This window comes from Bacillus sp. UNC438CL73TsuS30 (assembly GCF_000482325.1).
Classification (GTDB): Bacteria; Bacillota; Bacilli; order Bacillales; family Cytobacillaceae; genus Neobacillus.
In genome coordinates this window covers 113506-134798 of sequence record NZ_KI535299.1, presented here as the reverse complement: position 1 = coordinate 134798, position 21293 = coordinate 113506, and the positions used below count along the sequence as shown (strand labels likewise).

At 35.7% G+C, this 21293-nt stretch carries 18 protein-coding genes and 4 pseudogenes; 15 read left to right on the top strand and 7 right to left on the bottom strand.

From position 1 onward, the window contains the following. The first annotated feature begins 613 nt into the window (after nucleotides 1–613). Nucleotides 614–1424, top strand: a pseudogene (locus tag M028_RS31210) (ATP-dependent DNA ligase). A gap of 171 nt (nucleotides 1425–1595) precedes the next feature. Here the strand turns inward: M028_RS31210 and M028_RS31205 are convergent. Continuing rightward, nucleotides 1596–2138: pseudogene (locus M028_RS31205) on the bottom strand (recombinase family protein). Nucleotides 2139–2588: 450 nt separating this feature from the next. Here M028_RS31205 and M028_RS33755 point away from each other — a divergent pair. Then, nucleotides 2589–3431: pseudogene (locus M028_RS33755) on the top strand (penicillin-binding transpeptidase domain-containing protein). A gap of 653 nt (nucleotides 3432–4084) precedes the next feature. On the opposite strand, the pseudogene M028_RS34130 reads toward M028_RS33755, so the two are convergent. Further along, nucleotides 4085–4201 (bottom strand): annotated as a pseudogene (locus M028_RS34130) (SET domain-containing protein-lysine N-methyltransferase); the annotation flags it as partial. Between the two features lie 128 nt (nucleotides 4202–4329). On the opposite strand from M028_RS34130, the gene M028_RS33750 reads away from it, so the two are divergent. Further along, nucleotides 4330–4539 (top strand): hypothetical protein, encoded by a 210-nt coding sequence (locus M028_RS33750; RefSeq protein ID WP_026576733.1) that lies wholly within the window; start codon nucleotides 4330–4332, stop codon nucleotides 4537–4539. A 360-nt stretch (nucleotides 4540–4899) separates the two neighbouring features. On the opposite strand, the gene M028_RS0127580 is transcribed toward M028_RS33750, so the two are convergent. Further along, the gene (locus M028_RS0127580; protein WP_026576732.1) at nucleotides 4900–5121 is read right to left on the bottom strand and encodes a helix-turn-helix domain-containing protein; all 222 of its coding nucleotides are present in this window, start codon (nucleotides 5119–5121) and stop codon (nucleotides 4900–4902) included. A 323-nt stretch (nucleotides 5122–5444) separates the two neighbouring features. Here M028_RS0127580 and M028_RS0127575 point away from each other — a divergent pair, with 323 nt between their 5' ends. The 5 genes from M028_RS0127575 to M028_RS31195 all read left to right on the top strand — a co-directional run bounded on the left by M028_RS0127575 (nucleotide 5445) and on the right by M028_RS31195 (nucleotide 9885). Beyond that, nucleotides 5445–6305, top strand: a complete 861-nt coding sequence (locus M028_RS0127575; RefSeq protein ID WP_026576731.1) for a hypothetical protein — start codon at nucleotides 5445–5447, stop codon at nucleotides 6303–6305. Nucleotides 6306–6380: 75 nt separating this feature from the next. Beyond that, nucleotides 6381–7217 (top strand): hypothetical protein, encoded by an 837-nt coding sequence (locus tag M028_RS0127570; RefSeq protein ID WP_026576730.1) that lies wholly within the window; start codon nucleotides 6381–6383, stop codon nucleotides 7215–7217. Further along, complete coding sequence (locus tag M028_RS0127565) at nucleotides 7214–8053, top strand: S8 family peptidase (RefSeq protein WP_026576729.1); 840 nt, start codon at nucleotides 7214–7216, stop codon at nucleotides 8051–8053. The genes M028_RS0127570 and M028_RS0127565 overlap by 4 nt, the downstream gene beginning before the upstream one ends. A gap of 17 nt (nucleotides 8054–8070) precedes the next feature. Further along, nucleotides 8071–8637, top strand: a complete 567-nt coding sequence (locus M028_RS0127560; RefSeq protein ID WP_026576728.1) for a hypothetical protein — start codon at nucleotides 8071–8073, stop codon at nucleotides 8635–8637. 348 nt (nucleotides 8638–8985) lie between these two features. Further along, entirely contained in the window at nucleotides 8986–9885 is a 900-nt protein-coding gene (locus M028_RS31195; RefSeq protein WP_081810912.1) for an AEC family transporter, read from the top strand. A 135-nt stretch (nucleotides 9886–10020) separates the two neighbouring features. Here the strand turns inward: M028_RS31195 and M028_RS0127545 are convergent, their stop codons facing one another. The 4 genes from M028_RS0127545 to M028_RS0127525 all read right to left on the bottom strand — a co-directional run bounded on the left by M028_RS0127545 (nucleotide 10021) and on the right by M028_RS0127525 (nucleotide 13580). Next, entirely contained in the window at nucleotides 10021–10707 is a 687-nt protein-coding gene (locus M028_RS0127545) for an ABC transporter ATP-binding protein (protein ID WP_026576727.1), read from the bottom strand. A gap of 1 nt (nucleotide 10708) precedes the next feature. Beyond that, nucleotides 10709–11743: an ABC transporter permease gene (locus M028_RS0127540; protein ID WP_026576726.1), complete on the bottom strand. Its 1035-nt coding sequence runs from the start codon at nucleotides 11741–11743 to the stop codon at nucleotides 10709–10711. A 332-nt stretch (nucleotides 11744–12075) separates the two neighbouring features. Further along, complete coding sequence (locus M028_RS0127535; RefSeq protein ID WP_026576725.1) at nucleotides 12076–12510, bottom strand: hypothetical protein; 435 nt, start codon at nucleotides 12508–12510, stop codon at nucleotides 12076–12078. Nucleotides 12511–13040: 530 nt separating this feature from the next. Next, nucleotides 13041–13580, bottom strand: a complete 540-nt coding sequence (locus M028_RS0127525) for an ECF transporter S component (protein ID WP_026576724.1) — start codon at nucleotides 13578–13580, stop codon at nucleotides 13041–13043. A 170-nt stretch (nucleotides 13581–13750) separates the two neighbouring features. Between M028_RS0127525 and M028_RS0127520 the strand changes: the two genes are divergently transcribed. From M028_RS0127520 to M028_RS0127485, 7 genes are all read left to right on the top strand, one after another. Further along, complete coding sequence (locus M028_RS0127520) at nucleotides 13751–14599, top strand: pyridoxamine kinase (RefSeq protein ID WP_026576723.1); 849 nt, start codon at nucleotides 13751–13753, stop codon at nucleotides 14597–14599. A gap of 196 nt (nucleotides 14600–14795) precedes the next feature. Then, the gene (locus tag M028_RS0127515; protein ID WP_026576722.1) at nucleotides 14796–14975 is read left to right on the top strand and encodes a hypothetical protein; all 180 of its coding nucleotides are present in this window, start codon (nucleotides 14796–14798) and stop codon (nucleotides 14973–14975) included. 463 nt (nucleotides 14976–15438) lie between these two features. After that, complete coding sequence (locus M028_RS0127505) at nucleotides 15439–16140, top strand: GNAT family N-acetyltransferase (RefSeq protein ID WP_035424945.1); 702 nt, start codon at nucleotides 15439–15441, stop codon at nucleotides 16138–16140. A gap of 150 nt (nucleotides 16141–16290) precedes the next feature. Continuing rightward, nucleotides 16291–17040 carry an NAD(+)--rifampin ADP-ribosyltransferase gene (arr, locus tag M028_RS0127500; protein WP_026576720.1) on the top strand — a complete coding sequence of 250 codons (750 nt, stop codon included), beginning with the start codon at nucleotides 16291–16293 and terminating at the stop codon, nucleotides 17038–17040. A gap of 419 nt (nucleotides 17041–17459) precedes the next feature. Beyond that, on the top strand, nucleotides 17460–19094 hold the full coding sequence (locus M028_RS0127495; RefSeq protein ID WP_026576719.1) for an acetolactate synthase large subunit: 1635 nt from the start codon (nucleotides 17460–17462) through the stop codon (nucleotides 19092–19094). A 35-nt stretch (nucleotides 19095–19129) separates the two neighbouring features. Further along, nucleotides 19130–20563, top strand: coding sequence for an aldehyde dehydrogenase family protein (locus M028_RS0127490; protein WP_026576718.1), 1434 nt, complete (start codon nucleotides 19130–19132; stop codon nucleotides 20561–20563). Nucleotides 20564–20728: 165 nt separating this feature from the next. Continuing rightward, nucleotides 20729–21046, top strand: coding sequence for a restriction endonuclease (locus tag M028_RS0127485; RefSeq protein ID WP_051591284.1), 318 nt, complete (start codon nucleotides 20729–20731; stop codon nucleotides 21044–21046). The last annotated feature ends 247 nt before the right edge of the window (nucleotides 21047–21293 follow it).

The window sequence follows — 21293 nt, the reverse complement described above, 5'->3', positions numbered from 1 at the left end:
GTGGGTGCTTTTTTTATTTGGGGGATAAACAGGTAAATCGCAAAAACCATGCAGATATCCAAGCCGTCCTAACCTAACAGAGAACAGGTGCAGAATATTTGATGATTAGCGGAAGTAATTAAAATAAAAAAGCGTCAAAAAAATGACGCTTTAAGCGGGAAGGTGACCCTCTTCGTCCTACACCTTTATCTTATGTGATATTGGAAAATTTTAGAATATCCATTTTACCTTAAATATTTTAAATGTTAAACCTTAAAAGGTACAAATGTTGAAATGAACTAAATTACAAAATAAAAATGCCAGGATCTCTCCTGGCGAAGAACAAATAAATGTATAGATGGTACATACTGGTTGAAGGTCTTGTTAATATTGGATTTTAGCCTATTTTGTAAATGTATATTTTTGGAAAAAATGTCCATATTGTTTTTAACTGAGGTTCCTCAATGCCTTGGTGCCTACTTTAAAAATTCCATCCTTAACTGCCCAAACCTCAATTTAGCGTTAAGGATGGAGTTCACATCTTATTATTTAATTAAATGGTAATTATTTTACATTTAATTACCACCAAATTTTGAAAAGTTCTCATGGTACAATTTATCATGAGGTGTTTTAAATGTTTGTTTCACCAATGCTTTTACAAAAAATAGATCATCCATTTGACGATGATAATTATATAACTGAATTAAAGCTTGATGGATTTCGTACCATTTGGACTAAGTTTGATAATAAAGTAAAAATCTATACTCGTCATAATAATAAAATTACATCTAAATTTCCTGAATTGATAAACCTTCCTATTCCAGATGGTACTATCTTAGATGGAGAGATAATAGTTACTGACAATCAAGGGAAACCAGACTTTGAAGCTGTAATGGAACGATTTATGTCTTGAAATTTCTTACAGTGTTTTCGATATTATATATTTTAATGGGGCTAAGATAACCAACTTACCATTAATTGAACGTAAGGAAATGCTTAAAAAGATTATTCCGGAAGATAGTAAATTACTAAATAAAGTCCAGTGGATAGAAGGCAATGCTGAACAGTATTTTGAATTAATAAAGCAGCACCAACTTGAGGGAATAGTTCAAAAGAAGGCAAACTCTAAGTACCAAATCAATAAACGTTCAAGTGATTGGATGAAGGTTATAAATTATCAGTATGAAGATGTTTATGTTTCAGGGTTACGGAAAGACGAGTTTGGATTACTGCTGAATTTTGAAAATGGCAAATACGCAGGGTTAATAGAGTTTATTCCTACTCCAAATCGTAAAGAATTTTACAAACAATATAAGGACTTTATTATAGAAGAAAATGATAAATTCGTTTATCTAGATCCAAAGATGAAAGTAAAAGTTAAATACAGGAATCTTACGGAAAAGGGACTGTTAAGAATACCGTCCTTTGTAGAGTGGGTCAGTTAGGAAAAAGTGGCTGAAAATTTATTTAAGAAAATAAAAATAGGGGAATAACTTCCCCTATTTAGAATGTTTCATTGGAAACTGTACAATAAAATCGTGCATAACTACCATCATCTTTACTACTGTCAAATTGTTGTTCATCCATTTTAAATTGCTGACCTAGTGCGAGTGTTCCTATAGTCCTTTCCCAGGTACCCCTGTTTGTTTAGAAATGTCATTTACACTTAATCCATTTTTCTCCCGTTTTGCAAACATTTTTAATGCACTTTTGATTTCCTTTGTGTCCTGTCCTTTTCTTCCTAAGTGTTTCCCTTGTGCTTTCGCCCGTTCTCTCCCTTCTTTGGTCCGTTCATTGATGAGATCGCGCTCGAATTCAGCAATAGCCCCCAGCATGGTAAACATGAGCTTTTCAGCCGGAGTTGAAAAGTCGATCTGTTCTTTGATGAATACAACACCGATATTTTTCTCTTGTAATTCATGAACAATATTATGTAAGTCTCTTGTTGATCTGGCCAAACGGTCAATCTTATAAACAACTAATTTGTCTCCTGCTCTTAAATACTCCATGACTTTGTTCAGTTCGGGCCTTCCAGTGTTTTTGCCACTTTTCTTATCGTAAAAAATCTTAGTGCATCCATACTTTTCTAATTGTTTAACTTGTAAGGAATAATCCTAATCTAAGGTACTTACCCTTGCGTATCCAACAAGTTCACTCATTTTTGACCATTCCCGTCAAAAGATATATAACTTTCTGTACATTTTTTATAGACTAACTTTTAGATGGAAATCAAAATAGAAAAAAAGCGAAAAAACTGATATTTTTGTAGTGTAAAAAACTTACGAGTTTTGTAATAAATACTAAATGTGTACATTTTAAACTTTGTTCAGCAATCGGGCCATTTAACAATAAGTAATTGTGTAAATTTGGAAGATTTGAAATAATTAGTAGTGTCAGTTGAATTAAGTCATTGTTAGAGGATTAGGCTAAAAATGAAAGGGGGAAGAATTAGGAAGCACATATGAATTTTTGATTTTATCTATTAGTATGTTGTCTTTTTTGTTGGGCTATTTAGTAAGAAAAGAGAAATAGAAGTTTGAGAGGTTAATCGGATTTAAGTTGGTAACCACACCCGAAAAAAACATAATAAAAATGTACGCTAAAGGAGAATGACAATGGGATGGAGAAGAATATTGGCATACTTAGTCGTAATAACTTTTGTGGCTACAATTCTTCTAACTTTCAACAGTAAAAGTTATGCGGAGAAGAACGATGTATTCGTAAAAAAACATAATGTCGTCTACGAAGATCTAAGTTCGTATTTTACCGGTTTTAGCTATGATCTCGAGCATAAACAGTATACAATTTACAACAAAGCCAAGAGTGAAAAGCGGCTTTCACCCAATTCCACTTTTAAAGTACCTCATGCTTTGTTTGGATTGCAAACGGGAGTGTTGGAAGATGAAAACACGACGTTTCAATGGGATGGAACTGAATATCCATTTCCTCAATGGAATCAGGATCAGACTTTGACCCAAGCGATTCAAAATTCGACGATCTGGTATTTCCAAGAAGTGTCTAGCCGGTTGGGGGAAAATCGTGAGCAGTATTTTTTGCACCGGATCCACTACGGAAATGAGGATATTTCGGGAGGATTAACCCATTTCTGGCTGCAAAGTTCATTAGAAATCTCACCAATATAGCAAGTGGATTTCTTAAAACGGTTTTACACCTACCAACTGCCGTTCTCACACCGAAACATCGACATTGTGAAGAAAATACTCGTATTGGATCAGAAAGATGGTGCATTGCTGTCTGGAAAAACGGGTACAGGATGGAAGGATGGAGTGATTAACGGGATTCCGGTCAACGGAAATTTCATCGGTTACGTTGAAAAGGACGGAAACGCTTATATTTTTGCCATGAATATTGAGGCGGACAATCTGGTGAGCAGCAGCAAGGCAAAGCAGATTACCCTTCAAATTTTGAAGGATAAAAAGATTTTTGAATGACTTTCACACGGAAATTTCATCATCTAGAGAAGACTATGGGGATCATCAAGATTTATGTCGCCAGAAGTAGTTTGAATGGATGCTGAATAAATGAAAAAACTAACGTATTTAATATAGGTGCAATCGCTTTTGGATTGTTGGTTGGAGAACTTGACCGATATTTTAAAAAGTGAGATGTAGGTCAAAAGCTTTACGAAGAGCAATGAAAGCAGTTGAAATAGATAAAAAAGACAGATATTCAACAGTAGAAGAATTCTTTGTAGCGTGGGAATCAGCATCTAAAAAGTATCTATCCTGAACTAAGTGATTGTAAAAGTACTTAAACTAAAATAGTTATCATGAGCTACTCAGTTATTCCATTATAGGGCGCCATTCTTAAATAAGAAGGCGTCTTTCTTTATCGGGCCATATTGTCGGGAATTATAGATTGCAAAAATAGCAAAATTTTTGAAATAATTGTCCCTAGCTGTAGCAATAGGTTAGGAAGAGGATTAATTTACTAAGTGGAATTTTTATAATTTTATTTAAGACTAAACTTCACAATTTTCGGTTATATCGAAAACTTCCCCAATTTAAACTTAAATGTTCACTTGAACGAAGTCCCGTGGTAAAGAGTAGGTAACCAATCAGCAAATTCCTTTTCTCCATTTTTTAAAATTAATCTCATAAATTGTATTAGGTTCATAGGAATGGTTAAAAAGCATTCATCACCAAGAAGAATCTCAGAATGATTTTATCCCATACTCAAAAGCGTAATCAGAGAGTATAGTTTATCTGTTTAATTGTGTTCCAGCTCATGTTATAATGAGTAACTTAGAATAATTAAGACTTTTGCTCATAATTGAATGGATGCCAAAAAAAGCCTCCATGTAGCGATAAAATATAGAGGTGTTAGAGAATGAATAAACGATGGACAATCGGTAAAATTAAAGAATTTGTTGAGAACAATTCGGAAAGTAAGTTGCTAACGACGGAATATCTCGGTTTTTCTCAAAAGTTACTATTTAAATGTGCTTGTGGTAGCAATTTTGAAAAAACATTTACGAAATTTAAAAATAATAACCAACGTAAATGTGACGTGTGCCAACCGCCAAAAGCGTCACGCTAAACTTATAGCGAATAACCGAAGTGCCGATTTCTATTAAATAGAAGTTGGTGCTAAATACGAGGGACGATCTTCAATTAATGGGCGCCTTAATTGAATAAAAGAAGAGCACATATTATGGATGACTAATATGTGCTCTTCTTTATTTTTAAGGATTTTTATAATTTAGATAAAAAAGCATCCTTTCAGTCATTCCGTAGATGTCGCTTCGACATTAAATGGACAGATAACCACGTCTCCCCTAAGTCATTGGACTTATCCGTTTTTGTTCGATAAGGAAAAAAAGTAGTCCTGTTACCTATGCCATTAAGCACCTTATTATCTGGTTAGTTACAAGTATAGATTAAAGAAGCCACTAATGCATTACAGGTCGCGCTTCCACCTCTGCAGCTTTTTTACTAATGTGGAGTGGTCAATTCCTAGTGATTTGGCGGCCTGGCGCAGCGATGAATTGTTGGCAATCGCCTCATTAATAATTCGTTTTTCTAGTTGTTCTAATCTACTTTTCAAATTCGATGACGATCCATTTTCCATCTGTTGAAGCTGATAAGGTAAATGATAGGGTTCAATCGTTTGCTCAAGCACTGAAGTAACAAGATTCTCCATAAGATAAAAGGTGGTTCGGTAATAGATTACGAGGGCTTTGATTGCATGACAGATGATGGATACCTTTTTCAAGGCTACAGAAAAACGCTGTAAATCGGGAAATTTATGATTTTAATCTACCAGATAATCCAGCTGACACCAATTTTTTGTAATATTTCATCATTTTATCGTTAGTTATAAAAACCTAAAATTAGACAAAATTTTATAAAAAACTACCAAAATGGTACCAAAGAACTATTTTAGTAGTTTTATCCAATAGGGTAAAATTATAGTCATTCTGGCATATATTAGGGGGTGGAGAAATGAAAAAGATATTTGTCCTATTAATTTTTTTACTAAATAGTTTATCTTTTTCAACACTGGCATCGGCTGAAGAAACTACAACAGATACAACAGCTGATGTTCAAATCAAACAAAATCTGTATTTAGAAGTACCAGACGAAGATGCAACACCTGAGGAACTTGAAGAATTAAAATCTATGTATGAAGCCGCAGGATGGGTAACAGAGGGAGACTATTTTGTCAAACAAGTTCATCAAGAAGCTGTTGAAGTTCAAGTAGAGGATCAGACATATGTTACAGACAGTAACGGAGAAATTCAGGTTCCACTTGATCAAAGTCAAGATTCTACGGAACTTGAGCTTACAGTTAATACTTCTCCACAGGAAGAAAGTACTTATGTTGTTGAAGTTGGCAGCGACAAAACTGCAAATATTACTCAAGATATTTATTTGGATGAAATCATTGCAGAAATGGGGAAAGATGTAGAAACTGCTACTGATACCCAGGCTGGTGAAGAAGTAGCTCCGTCATCTCAAGATGCAAATGTGGATGGCGCAGAGAATGTAGGAAATGTATCGCATGGTACATCTTATTCTCGTGGACAAACCGTGCATTGTAATCGGTTTAATGGTTACCTAGGTGATGGAGTTTATTATGATAAATTCGACCATCCTTATTTAGCATCAAGAAACTTTGTTCAAAGTGATTGTGATGTTGCTTTATTCTGGTATACCTATTGTCTATCGGATTATGGTGAAGCAAGTAAAAGGTATTGTTCCAATTATAGGGACACAAATAAAGGACGTTGTTCTGTTCTTTCCAGAGTAGGACATTCTAGAAAATATCATAAGCACACTGGCTTCTTTAGTCCTTCTTCTTAATTAAAAAAAGAGAGAATTTAGACAAACGCTAAATTCTCTCTTTTAAATATCTCATTGTATAGGAGTTTTACAAACATGAAATATTTCAAGCAAAGTATGTACATATTATTTATAGCCCTTTTTACTATTCTATTTTTCATTGTTCTCAAAGACTATTCAACTGAACAGAAGGTAGTGGCCAAAATTGGAGAAAAAAAAATAAGTGAGAAAGAACTGGATAAGGTTTTGAATGAAATGTATAGAGATACAGCTCTTAATAAAATGGTTAGTGATGATTTAATAAAACAGGAAATTAAAAGATTGGGATACGGACCATTAAATAAGGAAGAAGAACAAAAAGCGATAAAATACTACAAGTTGGTCAATAATTTAAAAGATGATGATAATAAAATAAGGAATGAGAAAAAAAAGGAACTCGAATTGTTCTATCATACTTTACAGTTATATAAAAAATACACAATCACCCAAACAGAATTAGAGAAGTTTTGGGAAAATGAAAAAAATATTGTTTTGCCTGCTAAATATTATGTAAAGGTATATAAAGACCATGATCATTCGAAATTGGATGAAATCGGAAATAAACTCGCTAGTGGAGTAACATTGCAAGAAATAAAATCGCAGCTAGGAGTAGATTTTCAGAGTGTTATTATTGATGAGTCAAATAGTGCATTTGCTACTTTACAAGGTTTAAATGCTGGAGAATTTATACATTCACATGATTATACAGATAGTAATGGTTCTTCACATGCGATAATTATAATAGATAAAGTCGTGAAAGAAACAAATAAAAACTTCAAGCAGAACAAAGAAGCAATATTAGATTATTATGCTACTAAAAAACTATATAAAGAGAAAATAGAATTGATCAATTTTTTAAAGAGTCGTTACCCAGTTGAAGTAGAGAAAAAATGAAGCAAAGAATTATTATCTGTATATTCTTTTCTAGTTTATTAGCCGGAATGGGGTATTTATACTTTAGTTTTGGTAAGACCGAATTTGTACAGGAAGTTCCCCAAAAAACGAAGAAGCAGGACTTTTTTAAACAGGAAGAATGGGAACTAACTTATATAAATTTAAAGAACAATAATTATGGCGGAGAAGGAATTAAAGTTGCAATTCTAGATACCAACACTAACACAAAGGGTTGCTTAAATATGGAGGAAGAGGTAAAATCTAGGAAAATACTACATGGTGATCAAGTCTCACTTCTTATTAAAAAGATTTCACCAAAGGTACAGTTATATTGTATCCCAGTTGCTTCTCCTAGCGGTTCTATAAAGGAATATGATTTTATTAAAGGTTTAATTAGTGCAATTGAGCTTAAAGTAGATATTATTAATATGAGTCTAGGCTTTAATAAAAAAATAGATAAAGTTGAATCAATCTTATTAGAAGCAAAAAATAAAAATATCGTTTTGGTTGCTGCTGCTGGGAATAAGGGTAAAAACAGTCTAGATTTTCCTGCAAATTCTCCCTTTGTTATTAGTGTAGGGGCTATAGATACTGATGGTGAAAGATGGGACTATTCTAATTATGGAAACGAATTAGATTTTGTGTTGCCAGGTACCTCGATAAAAGTTGAAGATAAATTTTTGGAAGGTACATCTTTTTCAGCAGCAATTTTAACAGGAATGATAGCTAGACTAAAGGAACAATATCCAAATTCATCTACTGAGTTTATTATAAAGAAACTCAAACCAGGTAATGAGTCAAATAAGTTTAAGGGTTACGGCACCCCATCTTTTTAACTTTGGAGGAAAGCCAATTGCTATTTTTACTCAGTCTTATTTTTTTTATTTTAATACTTTGGTTACTCTATTATTTTACTTCAATAAAAATTATGTTTATTTGCCTATTTACTATACTCCTTGGCATAGGTAGCTTTTTCTATTTCCACTCTTATACTTATGTGAAAAGTACAGATTTAGCAGGCACATCAATTTTAGATTTAAAAATAGGCGATTACTTAACAAAATCCATGAAAAAAAAGATTGATGAACATTACGGACCTGAAATTAACGATCCAGGCATGGCCATCCTTCTTAATGTCGAGTACGAACAGGTTTTAAAGTATAAAGGTCTATTTATAGCAACAAGAGACTCGAAAATTGTGGCTGTAGTTACTGAAAACAAACTCACTTCAACAAATAAAGGAATTAGCCCTATAGATTCTAAAACAAAAATAGAAAATGTATATGGTCAAGATTATACTAAAAAATCAGAGGAAATAGGAAATACTCTTTCCTATGTAGATAAAGAAAATAAAATAATATTAAAATTTGTCGTGAATAAAAATAATATTAAACAAATTATTTTATCAGAACTTGATTAGGAGGATTTGTATGGGAATTTCCCTTTTTATAGTATTGCTTTTTATTATTTCTTTGGGACTGCTTATTTATGGTATTAAAAATCATAATAATTCAATAAAATGGCTTTCCATTATTTTATTAGGTCTTTCGACAGGATTAGGTTTCATTGTTTTTAACTTAATTAGTTATATGTAGAACTATTTAATAATGGCATTTCTATAAATAAATATGTTAAAAGTTACTCCCAAGTTTTTTATATTTTTGTTATTTAATTATTAATACAACCATAATACATTATAAGTATTTATTGGATATTTCTTCATGTGAAAAGCATTAATACGTAAGTAAATAATATGGAAATGAAAGCAATGTCGGAAGAGCCTATTATTAGAGGATGGGTTCTTTGTCATTTTTATGTTTTTGAAATCTCCTTGGTAGTCATAATCATATTAAAGATTTACTCTTTAAAGGCCATGCCTGCTGTGAGTTTTGCCAATGTTTATGAAAGTAATATTAAAGGAGAAACGCTTCTGCATATTCTTAGTTTCCTTGTTATACAAAATCTTTGCCTAATGATCATCAGTACAGGAATCTCTAAAGTGGCAAAATTTGAGAGTGGTCTTTCATCTACCTTTAAAAACAGTGTGGTATTAAGTAATTCGGGGAACTTTGGTTTACCTGTCAGTCAGGTCGTTTTTCAGCATAATCCTCTTGGTCTATCGATACAAGTCGTGGTGATGATTTTTCAAAATCTCCTAACGTATACGTATGGGTTATTTAATTCTGTTTCTGTTGATAAGGCAAAATTCCAGGCGATCAAAACGTTTTTGAAAAATCCTGTCATCTATGCTTTTTTGTTTGGTTTTGTTCTCCATGCAGTTTCTATAAAACTTCCAGAATTCGTATGGACCCCAATTAAAAATACTTCTAACGCGTTTATAGCGATCGCACTGATTACTCTAGGTGCACAAAGTGCTTTCCTAAAAATAACAAGCCTTTCGTTGCCTTTAGTGCTAAGCCTTGTTGGACGGCTCATTCTTTCACCATGTATGGCGATCTTTATTATTTTACTATTAAAGTTGGACGGTACCACAGCACAGTCATTGCTTATAGCGAGCTCTTTTCCAACTTCAAGAAATAGTTCGCTGTTTGCCCTTGAATATGGAAATCATCCTGAATATGCTGCACAAGCAGTTTTAATGTCTACAGTATTTAGTATCATCACAGTAACGACAGTAATTTTTTCTGCTCATTTGTTATTTACTTAAAAAGTAGCGATTGCTCATCGTGAGTAGTCGCTTTTTAACTGATTTTATAACTGGTATATAAAAAAATAGCCCGACGCAATGCGGCAGGCTGTTTACTAAATATTAACTTCAATTCTTTCCCTGATGCTCAAGGATTTAATCTTCGTTCTTTAAAATTAGACCATCGCTCATTTTAATGATATGATCCGCGTAAGAAAGCATTTCTTCGTCATGCGTAACCATTAAAGTAGTAATATTTAACGTTTTGGTTAAATCTCTAATTAATATCATAATATCTTTTGATCTTTTTGAATCTAGACTTGCAGTTGGTTCGTCTGCGAAGAGAACTTTAGGTTTATGAATCATTGCACGAGCAATGGCAACCCGTTGTTTCTCCCCACCTGACAAGGAAGCGGGATAAGCTTTTTTTCGATGGTCCATTCCAACTAATTGCAGTATGGTATTAACTTCTGCTTTTCTTGCTTGTTTGCTTAATGTGGATTCAGAAACATCAAGCATGAGCATTAATTGTTCTTCTACTGTTAGAAAAGGAACAAGATGTGCAAATTGAAAGACAAAACCAAATTTATTTGCTCGTACTTTTCGGATTTGTTCTGCACTCATTGTCGTCATATTTTTTCCTTCAAATAGGATTTGTCCATTTGAGGCAGGTTGAAGCCCTGCAGCAATTGTAAGAAGGGTGCTTTTACCAGATCCCGATGCACCGACTAATGCTGTTACTTCACCTTCTTTTAAAGAAAGATTAATTCCTTTTAATATTTCTTCTTTAACTTCCCCATTTGTAAATGTTTTTCTAACTTCATCAATCGTAAAAATGGTCATATTAAACCTCTCCTTGTTGTATTGCTTGTAATGGTTCAACTTTCTTTATTTGTATTCCTGAGAGTGTAGCTCCAATAAAGCCGATCACGAGAAAGACGATAGACAATTGAGCTGTTGTTTGAAAAGTTAAATGAAAAGGCATTCCTTCAGGTGCAATCATATTAAAGACTTGACTGAGTGCAATAGACAAAGCTAGTGAAATGACTGTAATAAAAATCATCTGTGTCCACATCATTTTGAATAAATCACTTGTTTTCACACCAATTGCTTTTAAAATACCGTATAAACCAATCTTTTGAACGTTCATCATGTAGAAGAAGATCGCAAATAACAATCCACTAATGATCACTAAAAACCAAACAATCATATTTAAAGACATTTGTTCTGCGTTATAACTTGGAATCGTATTGAGAAAATCTTTCTGTGAGAAAGATTGTAATCCAGTGAATTCTTGTGGAGAATCTCCTCCTGGGATGAAAACTAATTGCATTTCTTTGACCTTGTATATTTGTTTGTAATCTTCCATATTGATATAAGCAACAGGGACATGACTATATTTTTTTTGATCAACAAAACCTTTTACAATAAACTTGCCACTAAATTGATTATTCGTTAAGGTATCTCCCACTTTTATCCCTTTATCTTTTAAGGAGCTATCTAATATAATTTCTTCGTGTTTAACCTTTTTAAATAACTTTGAATCGGTAGATGTAACAAAGGCAACACTTTGTTGCTTATCATCTTGATCATTTAGAAAACCCATTTGAATCGAAAATGCTACAGCATCATTTTGTTTGTTTAATATTTTATTTTGGATACTGCTGTCTATTTTTGACAGGTTATACGTTTCCTCAGCATCTTTCGTCATATAAAATTGTCCTTGTGGTAAATCTTTAATTAATGCAGCATTGTCTTGTGATAATCCATTGGCCAAACCAGAAATAATAAAAGTTAGTAAACTAACAAGAAAAACAATTGAACCTAATATCAAAAATCTTACTTTATTTTTCTTCATTTCTTTCCACGAAAGGTTCATCATTCATTCCTCCAATCTCTTCTTTACAAACTTAGAATATACCTCCTATATGAACAGAGGATGAACAAATCTTTACATTTACAGCGACACGGTCATGATCTCTAATGCGAACAACAAAGTTAATCATATTGTTCAGGAGGGCTTTTTCGTAAATGTTTGCTGTAAACTCAAAAAGAGTATGTATTAAACTGATCCGTTTATGTCCATTGAAAAAAGAGCCAAATACGCAAGAAATAAAAACTTGCATATTTGGCTCTTTAGTTTTTTCATTATTGTGTTAAAGCACCCTTCGTTGAAGAAAGAGAGACCGAATTATAATGTTGCTTTTTTTCTCATTGACTAAATTCTCTGGTAGCTGTTCTGACACAATCAACTATAAATGTTTCTTCCGTTCTTCCATCCGTAAATCTACACCTAAATGTTACTCTTACAGTTAATTCAAATTCTCCAGATCCAGTGACTTCCACCCTGTCATTCCCTACTTTACGAGTATCTCCAAGGATTCTTGGATTTCCCGTAAAGGGGATTAAACTCCATTCATATATAGTATCTCGGTCAAACCCATAACAAAATGAACTACATCTTAAATCGGCATCTGCAAAGTAAACTCCACGAGTGCTTGTTCTTCTGATCCCTGGAGGCCTTAGGTTAGAACCAGAGCAACAACCTTCATTCGGTTGACCAACTCCATTACAGTCACAATCACAACGATTAGTTCGATTGTTTCTCATATCCGCCCAACCAGGTTCATTTCGACCATCGAGCATTGTAATCACCTCACTTTATAGCTTGTACTACCAATTTATTCAGGTTTTATTTGAGTTCTTGGACAAATATTAAAAAAGATGCCCCCATATTAGCCTTTTATGAAGGTTAGGAGATGTTTTTGGAAAGAGTAATTTTTTGTTTGTGCAGTATGTGGTAACGACTGTTTACCTAGTCCCTTATATAATGAAAAAGGGCAACCAGATGTAAGTCTTATTTGTCATTGCTGCGGATTTCAACCTGGATATGACGATGATGAGTTAGGGTATACAGTAGAGAGGTATAGAGAAGAGTGGCTACTAAGTGGGCTAAATGCTTTAGAGAAGAAGAAAAACCGAAGCAATGGGTATTAAATAACCAATTGAAGGATATGACCTTGCTTGTTGAACTAACAGGTTCATTTCTGCAATAGGTTCCACTGGGCGGTTAGTGAAAAAATTCAAAAGAAAGTGAGAAATAAAAATGGGGCCAGTGTGCCTGACCCCCAGTGCTTTCGAAAGAAATGGTAAATCCATTTCTTTTTGTATTTATTTTAGCGATTAAAATAAGGAACTTTTTTCAATGCAGCACTAACCGGAAGGGCAACAATCACTCCTAATACATTTTGAACGACGTCTCCAGGTATCGAAGCTACGGGTGCAACCCAATTACCGTATAGTATAACTTCACCAATGTAATAAACAGCGATCATTACTGGCATTGAAACGATTGCTCCAATTAAATTGAAAGCAAAGCTATTGCCATTACGGCCATTTGACCAAGCAATTTTACCAACGATAAATCCCTGCAGAGCTCGCGAAACAAAGGTAATCGGTGCCCACAACGCCCAGCCTCCAGCGAGATCAAATAATGCCATTCCGATCGCACCAGCAAGAGCAGCCTTTTTAGGACCAAAAAGAATAGCTGCGATAAAAAGCATTGCAGTCCCTAGATGAACTAAACCTCCATTTGCAGCAATTGGCAGTTTAATATTCAAGAAAGTAGATAGGAAAACAAGTGCAATTAACATAGCAGTAAGAATTAAATCAAACGTTTTGTAACCTGGCTTTGAATAAGTTTGTGTAGTTTGCATAGTTCTAACCCTTCTTAACTGAATTTTCTATGATTTTAGCAAATGACTGGCATATATAAAAGTGTCAATTTATTAAAAAACTATATGGTCAGTTAGAAAGGAATTTTCCAAATTCTTTATTTGTGGTAAGATGAAAAAAGTTTAAGACGGACAGCTTTATGGGGGTTATTATGAAAAAAGTTGCTGTAATACAGGATTTATCATCTTTTGGAAAATGTTCATTAACAGCCGCGATTCCGGTTCTTTCGGTAATGGGCGTACAGGCATGTCCTTTACCAACCGCCATATTGACGGCGCAAACCGGATATCCAAGTTTTTATTGTGAAGATTTTACATCTAAAATGAAATATTTCATTGAGGAATGGAGTAAGCTTGAGGTTACTTTTGATGGAATCCATACAGGATTCGTTACGGGTGAAGAGCAAATTCATAATATTTTTCTTTTTTTAGAGAAATTCCAAACAAAGGAAACCCTTTTACTCGTTGATCCGGTAATGGGCGATTTAGGAGAAGTTTATAAGCTTTTTACCGATGAATTGCTGGTACTCATGAGGGAACTGGTGAAGCGTGCTGATGTGATTACACCGAATGTTACGGAGTGCTGTTTATTATCCGGCATGTCTTATGAAAAGCTGCATCGCTATTCAAATGAAAGTGACTATATTAAAGCGGTCGAAGAGGCAGGGAATATATTGCAGCAGGAATCTGGCGCTCAGGTTATTATTACTGGAATGAATCCACCGTCAGCAGATTCAGATAAGCAGTATATCGGAAATATGTATTTGGACGGAAGCAATACATTTTATCGTGCGATGGAGTATAACGGTATGAGCTATTCTGGTACGGGTGATTTATTTGCATCTGTGATTATGGGAAGCATGATGCGCGGGGAGAGTCTGGAAAAATCTGTACAGCTTGCAGAGGCATTTCTGACAGCGGCCATCCAGGATTCCTCTAAAGAGCAAGTTCCTAGTGTAGAAGGAGTTCACTTCGAGAAATATTTGAAAATGTTATTATAAATTGTCTAATATCTGTTAGAATCCTAGAAACCGGACAAAAAAAGCAAACAAACACAATAAAAAGGCAAAGACAGAAGTAGATGTTTATTTAATAAATCTACGCTCGATTGCGACACAAAAATTGTAACAAAACATTCACAAGGATTTTTCATAAAAATGCAGAATTACTCTGTATAATCCGAAAGGTTGTGAATGTATGAAGAGTCCAATGGCAGCCGTTTCTGCATATGAAGAAGATGGAATTTATTTTAGGGTCTATCAAGTGAGACACCGGATAAAGGTGTATGCTCGAAGGGGCAAAAAAGCCGTAATCGAACATGGCAGCACACCAGATCAAGCTGCTGTTAAAGCAAAAAGAAGATTAATGTCACTATAAATATAGACATATGCCAACCTCAATAGAAATTCGGCAAATTTGTCTAAAATCCTGTTTTTAGCGCCTATACTGGCGCTTTTATTTTATATATTTTTAGGTGCCGAGGGGACGGTTCTCCTCGGCTTACCACAGCAATCGAGTAAAGGCGTCTTACATGCTGGGGGTTTGGTTTTTCATATTTTTTTCGTAGCTTAAATCTTACACTAATTCGTATGATTTCTGATAGAAAAATGGAAAAATATTGAGAGGCCTTTCATCTCTTTATGGTAAAATTATACTGTCTATATAAATTATAGGGGGCGTATTATGGGAGATATCGTTTGGGGCAGTCCAGCAAGTTTATTTTGTTTAGGGTTTTTCTTTGCTGGTTTGGGCGTTTTTATTAAACTATCAAGAATGCCAAAAAAATAATATATAAAAGTTGAAGATATTAGGTAAAAGCATAATGAAATGTGGTGATGAAATGAATCAGAGAATAAACAAATACAACCAGCCAATTGGTGAGGAGTTATCCAATTGGCAGAAAAGAAAATTCCCTTCAGATATGTATTATGTCGGAAAGTATACCATTGTCACTAGATTATCTCGTTCACATACCAGAGACCTCTATAACGCCTATAAAAATTCTCACCCTAGTAATTGGACCTACTTAATCGACGAACCACCTCACGACTATGAAGCGTTTGAACAGACATTACTAGAAAAAATAGAAAGCAGCACACAGATCTATTATGCCGTGTTAAATAAAGAGACAAACAAACCCCTTGGGATCTTTAGTTTAATGAGGATCGATCCGGCAAATGGGGTGATCGAAGTAGGAAGTATTAATTTTTCTGATGCATTAAGAAGAACTAGAATGTCTACCGAAGCACACTATTTATTAGCCCTGTATGTATTCGAAGAACTCCAATACCGGCGCTATGAATGGAAATGTGATTCCCTAAATGCTCCCTCGATTCAAACAGCAAAACGTTTAGGATTTCAGTATGAAGGCACCTTCAGAAATGCCATTATCTATAAAAACCGCTCACGAAACACCAGCTGGTTTTCAATGCTAATAGAAGAATGGCCTTTACATAAACAAGCATTCACTCAATGGTTGGCAGAGGAGAACTTTGATGACAAAGGAGTTCAAGTTCAAAGATTAGAAGCATTTAAGCAATAAGAACAAAATTGCTTGCTTATTTTTTAAAGCAAACGGGCGCTTTAAATGACGAAATTGTGATTGACATTCGATGTGATCCTTTAATGAAAGTGAGAAGTTGAATTCCCGGGTGTACTCATAATAACAATCAATTAATTTGGAGGTAATTAGATGAATATAAAATTTGATCCAAATAACGTCGTTATTAAACTCTGTATGAGTGGGATGGGATTGGAGGATAGTGGAAATATTGAAGATGCAGTCAAGGTGTTTCATAATGCATGGCACGAAGCAACAGACGACTATGAAAGATTTATTGCAGCTTATCATTTAGCTCGTCAACAAAAGAGTATTACAGACAAATTAAAATGGATGGAAACATCTCTACAGTGTGCACTAAAAATAAATGATGATAATGTGAAGAGTGCATACTCAACGTTATATTTAAAGATTGCCAAATGTTATGAGGAGTTGTGTGATACTGAGAATGCAAAAAGAAATTATGAATTGTCAAATTCATCTAAGGGTGCACCTTCTGATATAGGACCATTTTACCATGGTACAAAGGCAGATTTGAAGGTTGATGATTTACTAACAGCAGGTGGAAATTCAAATTACAAACCTGGGCTTAAAATGAACCACATTTATTTCACTGCTAATGTCAATGGCGCAGGACTTGCAGCAGCTTTAGCAAAAGGAGAAGGAAGAGAACGAGTTTATATAATAGAACCAATAGGTGAATTTGAAAACGACCCAAATGTTACTGACAAAAAATTTCCTGGTAACTTAACACGTTCTTATCGTTCAAAAGAACCTTTAAGAATAATTGGTGAAGTAACAGAATGGGCGAAACTGACAACTTTGGAGCGACGTGAATGGCACGAAAATTTAGCTAAAAACAAGGGCGAAATTATTAACTGAACATAATTCAAGATGTTACAATGCAAATGACTTTTTGAAAATAGAATAAATACCGGCCCAAGATGAAAGAAAATATTATCTAACTGGTTGCTTGGTATCCAGTTTCAATTGCAGAGTTTGCAATGGTATCCTTCACCAGCACCCCATGTTTTGCCACATACACTCAGCACATGTGCGAGTGTGAGAACAAATGAGTATATAATAAAGACGTCAAAACACTTACAAAGGTTGTTAAATCAACATTTGTGAGTGTTTTTTTTATTCCACTAAAAAATCAATTTTCGTTGTTCCGTATAGAAAGCTTTGGAAGATGAATTTAATCCATTGTAATCTTGAAGACCACCATTACATAAATACATCCTTCCAAGAAAAAACTATCCATATCATAAACCACAGTTCAATTGATTGGAGGAGGCAACTTGAAGGCTTCGGATTTATTTGTGAAATGTTTAGAAAATGAAGGGGTTAAGTATATATTTGGCATTCCAGGTGAGGAAAATACTGATTTTGTTGATTCCCTGATTGGTTCTGATATTGAATTAATACTTGTTCATCATGAACAAGCGGCAGCGTTTATGGCTGATGTTTATGGCAGACTTACAGGAAAACCGGGAATTTGTCTGGCAACCCTTGGGCCAGGTGCAACCAATTTACTAACGGGGATCGGGGACGCCTATCTTGATCATGCGCCAGTTGTCGCCATTACGGGTCAGGCTGGTCTTGAACGAATTCATAAGGAATCCCATCAATATGTCGACATTATTGGTGTGTTTGAGAAAGTAACAAAATGGAATCAACAAATCCGGGTAGCCCATACCATCCCTGAAATCGTTCGGAAAGCTTTTAAAAAAGCTGTCCTTGAAAAGCCTGGTGCTGTTCATATTGAACTTCCCGAAGATATTGCCATGGAAGAAACGGAGGGTAAACCGCTTCCAGTCACACCAAATCCAGCTTCCAGTCCGACAAAAAGCGAAATCATAAAGGCTGCGATGGCCATTAATCGTGCAAAAAAACCAATCATTTTAGCGGGGAACGGAGTCATTCGCGATGGGGCAACAGATGCGTTAAGGGAATTTGCTGAAGCAAAGAATATTCCGGTTGTAAATACGTTTATGGCTAAAGGTGTTTTGCCTTCCAATCATCCCTTAACCCTTTATACAGTAGGGATGCAGGCGAAAGATTATGTGCTTTGTGGATTTGACCAAGCTGATCTGATTATTACTGCCGGCTATGATTTTGTTGAGTATTTGCCAAAATATTGGAATGATGAGGCAATGAACCCGATTATCCATATTGATAGTCTTCCTGCTGAAGTGGACGCCTATTATCCGTTGGAAGCAGAATTAGTCGGAAATGTAAAAGAGGGGTTCGAAGCATTAAGTCCACTAGTAGAAGAAAAACAATTATGGCCAGGAGTTGAAAAATTAAAAGTTCAACTAGTTGAAAAACTTCATGCCTCTGATGAGCTGTCAGGAAGTCCTGTTAAACCGCAAAGAATTATTGCCGATTTGAAGAAGGCTGAAAAAGGCGAAGCCATTATCATTTCGGATGTTGGGGCGCATAAATTATGGATTGCCCGGCTTTATCAGCCGGAAAAGCCGAATCATACCATTATCTCGAACGGATGGGCTTCAATGGGGATTGCGGTACCTGGTGCGATTGCGGCCAAACTGGCCAATCCTGAAAAACCGGTCGTTGCGGTTACTGGTGATGGCGGTTTTCTTATGAATGGTGTCGAACTGGCAACGGCCAAACGCCTTGGACTGGCCTTTGTGGTTGTCATTTTCCATGATTCGAAATTCGGTTTAATTGAATGGAAACAGTTGAATAAATTTAATCGCTCAAGTGATATTACCTTTACAGATCCTGACTTTTTGGAGTTTGCAAAGAGTTTCGGCGTGACAGGAGTGAAAGTAACTCATTCTGATGAATTGTTACCGGCTTTGGAAAAAGCGATCGCAAGTCAGGAAATTGTACTCATTGATGTCGATGTTGATTATTCAGAGAATGTAAAGCTGTCGAAAACACTTGGGGATTACATTTGCCGATTATAGAATTGATTCGTTACAAGACTGGAGGAAACTGAAGGATGAAGAAAAAATGGCCATTATGGATTGGTGGGAAGTGGCAGGAAGCAAAGACATACGAACCATTGTATAATCCCCATACCAATGAGGAGTTAGCACAAATTGGACAAGCCGAACCAGCTGATGCTGAGCTGGCGATAACGAATGGACATGAAGCGTTTCAAAAATTCAAATCTTATCCGGCCCATGCCCGGGCAGAAATTTTAGCAAAAGTCGCAGACATCATGGAAGAACGCAGTGAGGAATATGCTAGGATCATTGCCCTTGAGGGGGCTAAATCGATTCGGAATGCCCGCGAGGAGATTAGCCGTACTGTTCAGACCTATCAATTTGCGGCAGAAGCAGCAAAGAATAATTATGGAGATCAAATACCGATGGATGCGGCGATTGGAGGGGAAAATCGCTTTGGCTTTACGATTCATACCCCTATTGGTGTCGTAACAGCTATTACTCCATTTAATTTTCCTTTTAATTTGGTTGCGCACAAAGTCGGTCCTGCCATCGCGGCAGGGAATTCGATTGTCCTAAAGCCCGCTGAACAAACACCGTTAAGCTCCTTAGTTCTCGCCGAGATTTTTCAAGAGGCCGGGCTGCCTGATGGGGTACTTAACATTATTCCAGGTAAAGGGGAAGTGTTAAGTGAAGTTTTAACAAGTCATCCTGATGTAAAAAAGGTGACCTTTACAGGTAGTGTTGAGGTCGGTCATATTATTCAACAGCAGGCAGGGTTTCGTAAACTTACGCTTGAGCTTGGGTCAAATTCCCCGTTGATCATTGATGAAGGTGTTGACCTGGACAAAGTGGTCGAACGAAGTGTGATGGGGTCTTTTTCCTATAATGGTCAAGTATGTATCTCCATTCAGCGAATTTATGTTCATTCATCCTTTTATCAAGAATATTTAGATCGATTTATTCGCAGAACGAAAGAGCTTGTGATCGGTTCACCACTTGATGAAAAAACAAACATTACGGCAGTCATTTCGAAAAAATCTTTGGAGCGGTTACAGAGCTGGCTGGATGAAGCAGTTAAGGAAGGGGCAAAAATTGAGTGCGGCGGAACGGTGGAGGGAAATATCATGGCACCAACCGTTTTAACAAATGTGAACCGTGATTCAAAAGTATTTCGTTCTGAAATATTTGGCCCGATCGTTTGTATTTTCCCATTTGATACATTGGATGAAGCAATTAATGATGCGAATGACTCCCGTTACGGATTGAATTCAGGCATCTTTACACCGAGTGTTGAAAAGGCTTTTTATGCTGCGCAGCGCTTAGAAACAGGCGGGGTCATTATCAATGATATTCCAACCTTCCGGGTTGACAACATGCCTTATGGCGGCTGGAAGGATAGCGGTGTCGGTAGGGAAGGCATCAAATATGCGATGAAAGAAATGATGGAGCAAAAATTTATTAGTTTCAAATTAAATGATGATTAAGTAGCTAGTGCCTGACCCCCAGTGCGTTAATACTTTAACTCGCTGGGGTTCGTTTTTATTGGTGAATGGGGTAGCTTCCATTGTCTTTGTTGTTAAACTGAACTTTCTGAATAGTAAAATAGTGGTCTATGAAATGACAATCGTTCCTCTTTGTTAGTTTTCATAATGTGGAAAAAATTTTTGAAAGAAGGTAAGACGGTGGGGACATGTGAATTATGCGGAAGAAGTGAGGTTGAGATTACAGTACATCATTTACTCCCAAAGGAAATGGGAGGAACTTTTGGTGCAACAGCCAATTTCTGCATTCCTTGTCATAAGCAAGTTCATGCACTTTATACCAATGAGGAAATCGCCTCGCGGTTGTCAACTTTAAAGGAGCTGCGGGAAGATCATCAATTAAGCCGCTTCGTAAAATGGATTCGAAAGCAAGCTCCAACCAAGTTAATGAAAATTAAGAAATCAAACCAAAGAAAGCGGAAGTAGCTGTTTTCGCCCTAGGGATTCCGATTCGGACACGATTACCCTTAACAACATCGAAGCTGTCCGAATGGAATCTTGAATCGGACATAAAAGCCCTTGGCAATTTGAAGCTGTCGGAATGAGCCCTAGATTCGGACATGATTGCTCATGATTTCACCAAGACTGTCCGAATGAAAACCTGATTCGGACATAAACGCCCTTGGCAATGATGAAGCTGTCGGAATGAGCCCTAGATTCGGACACGATTGCC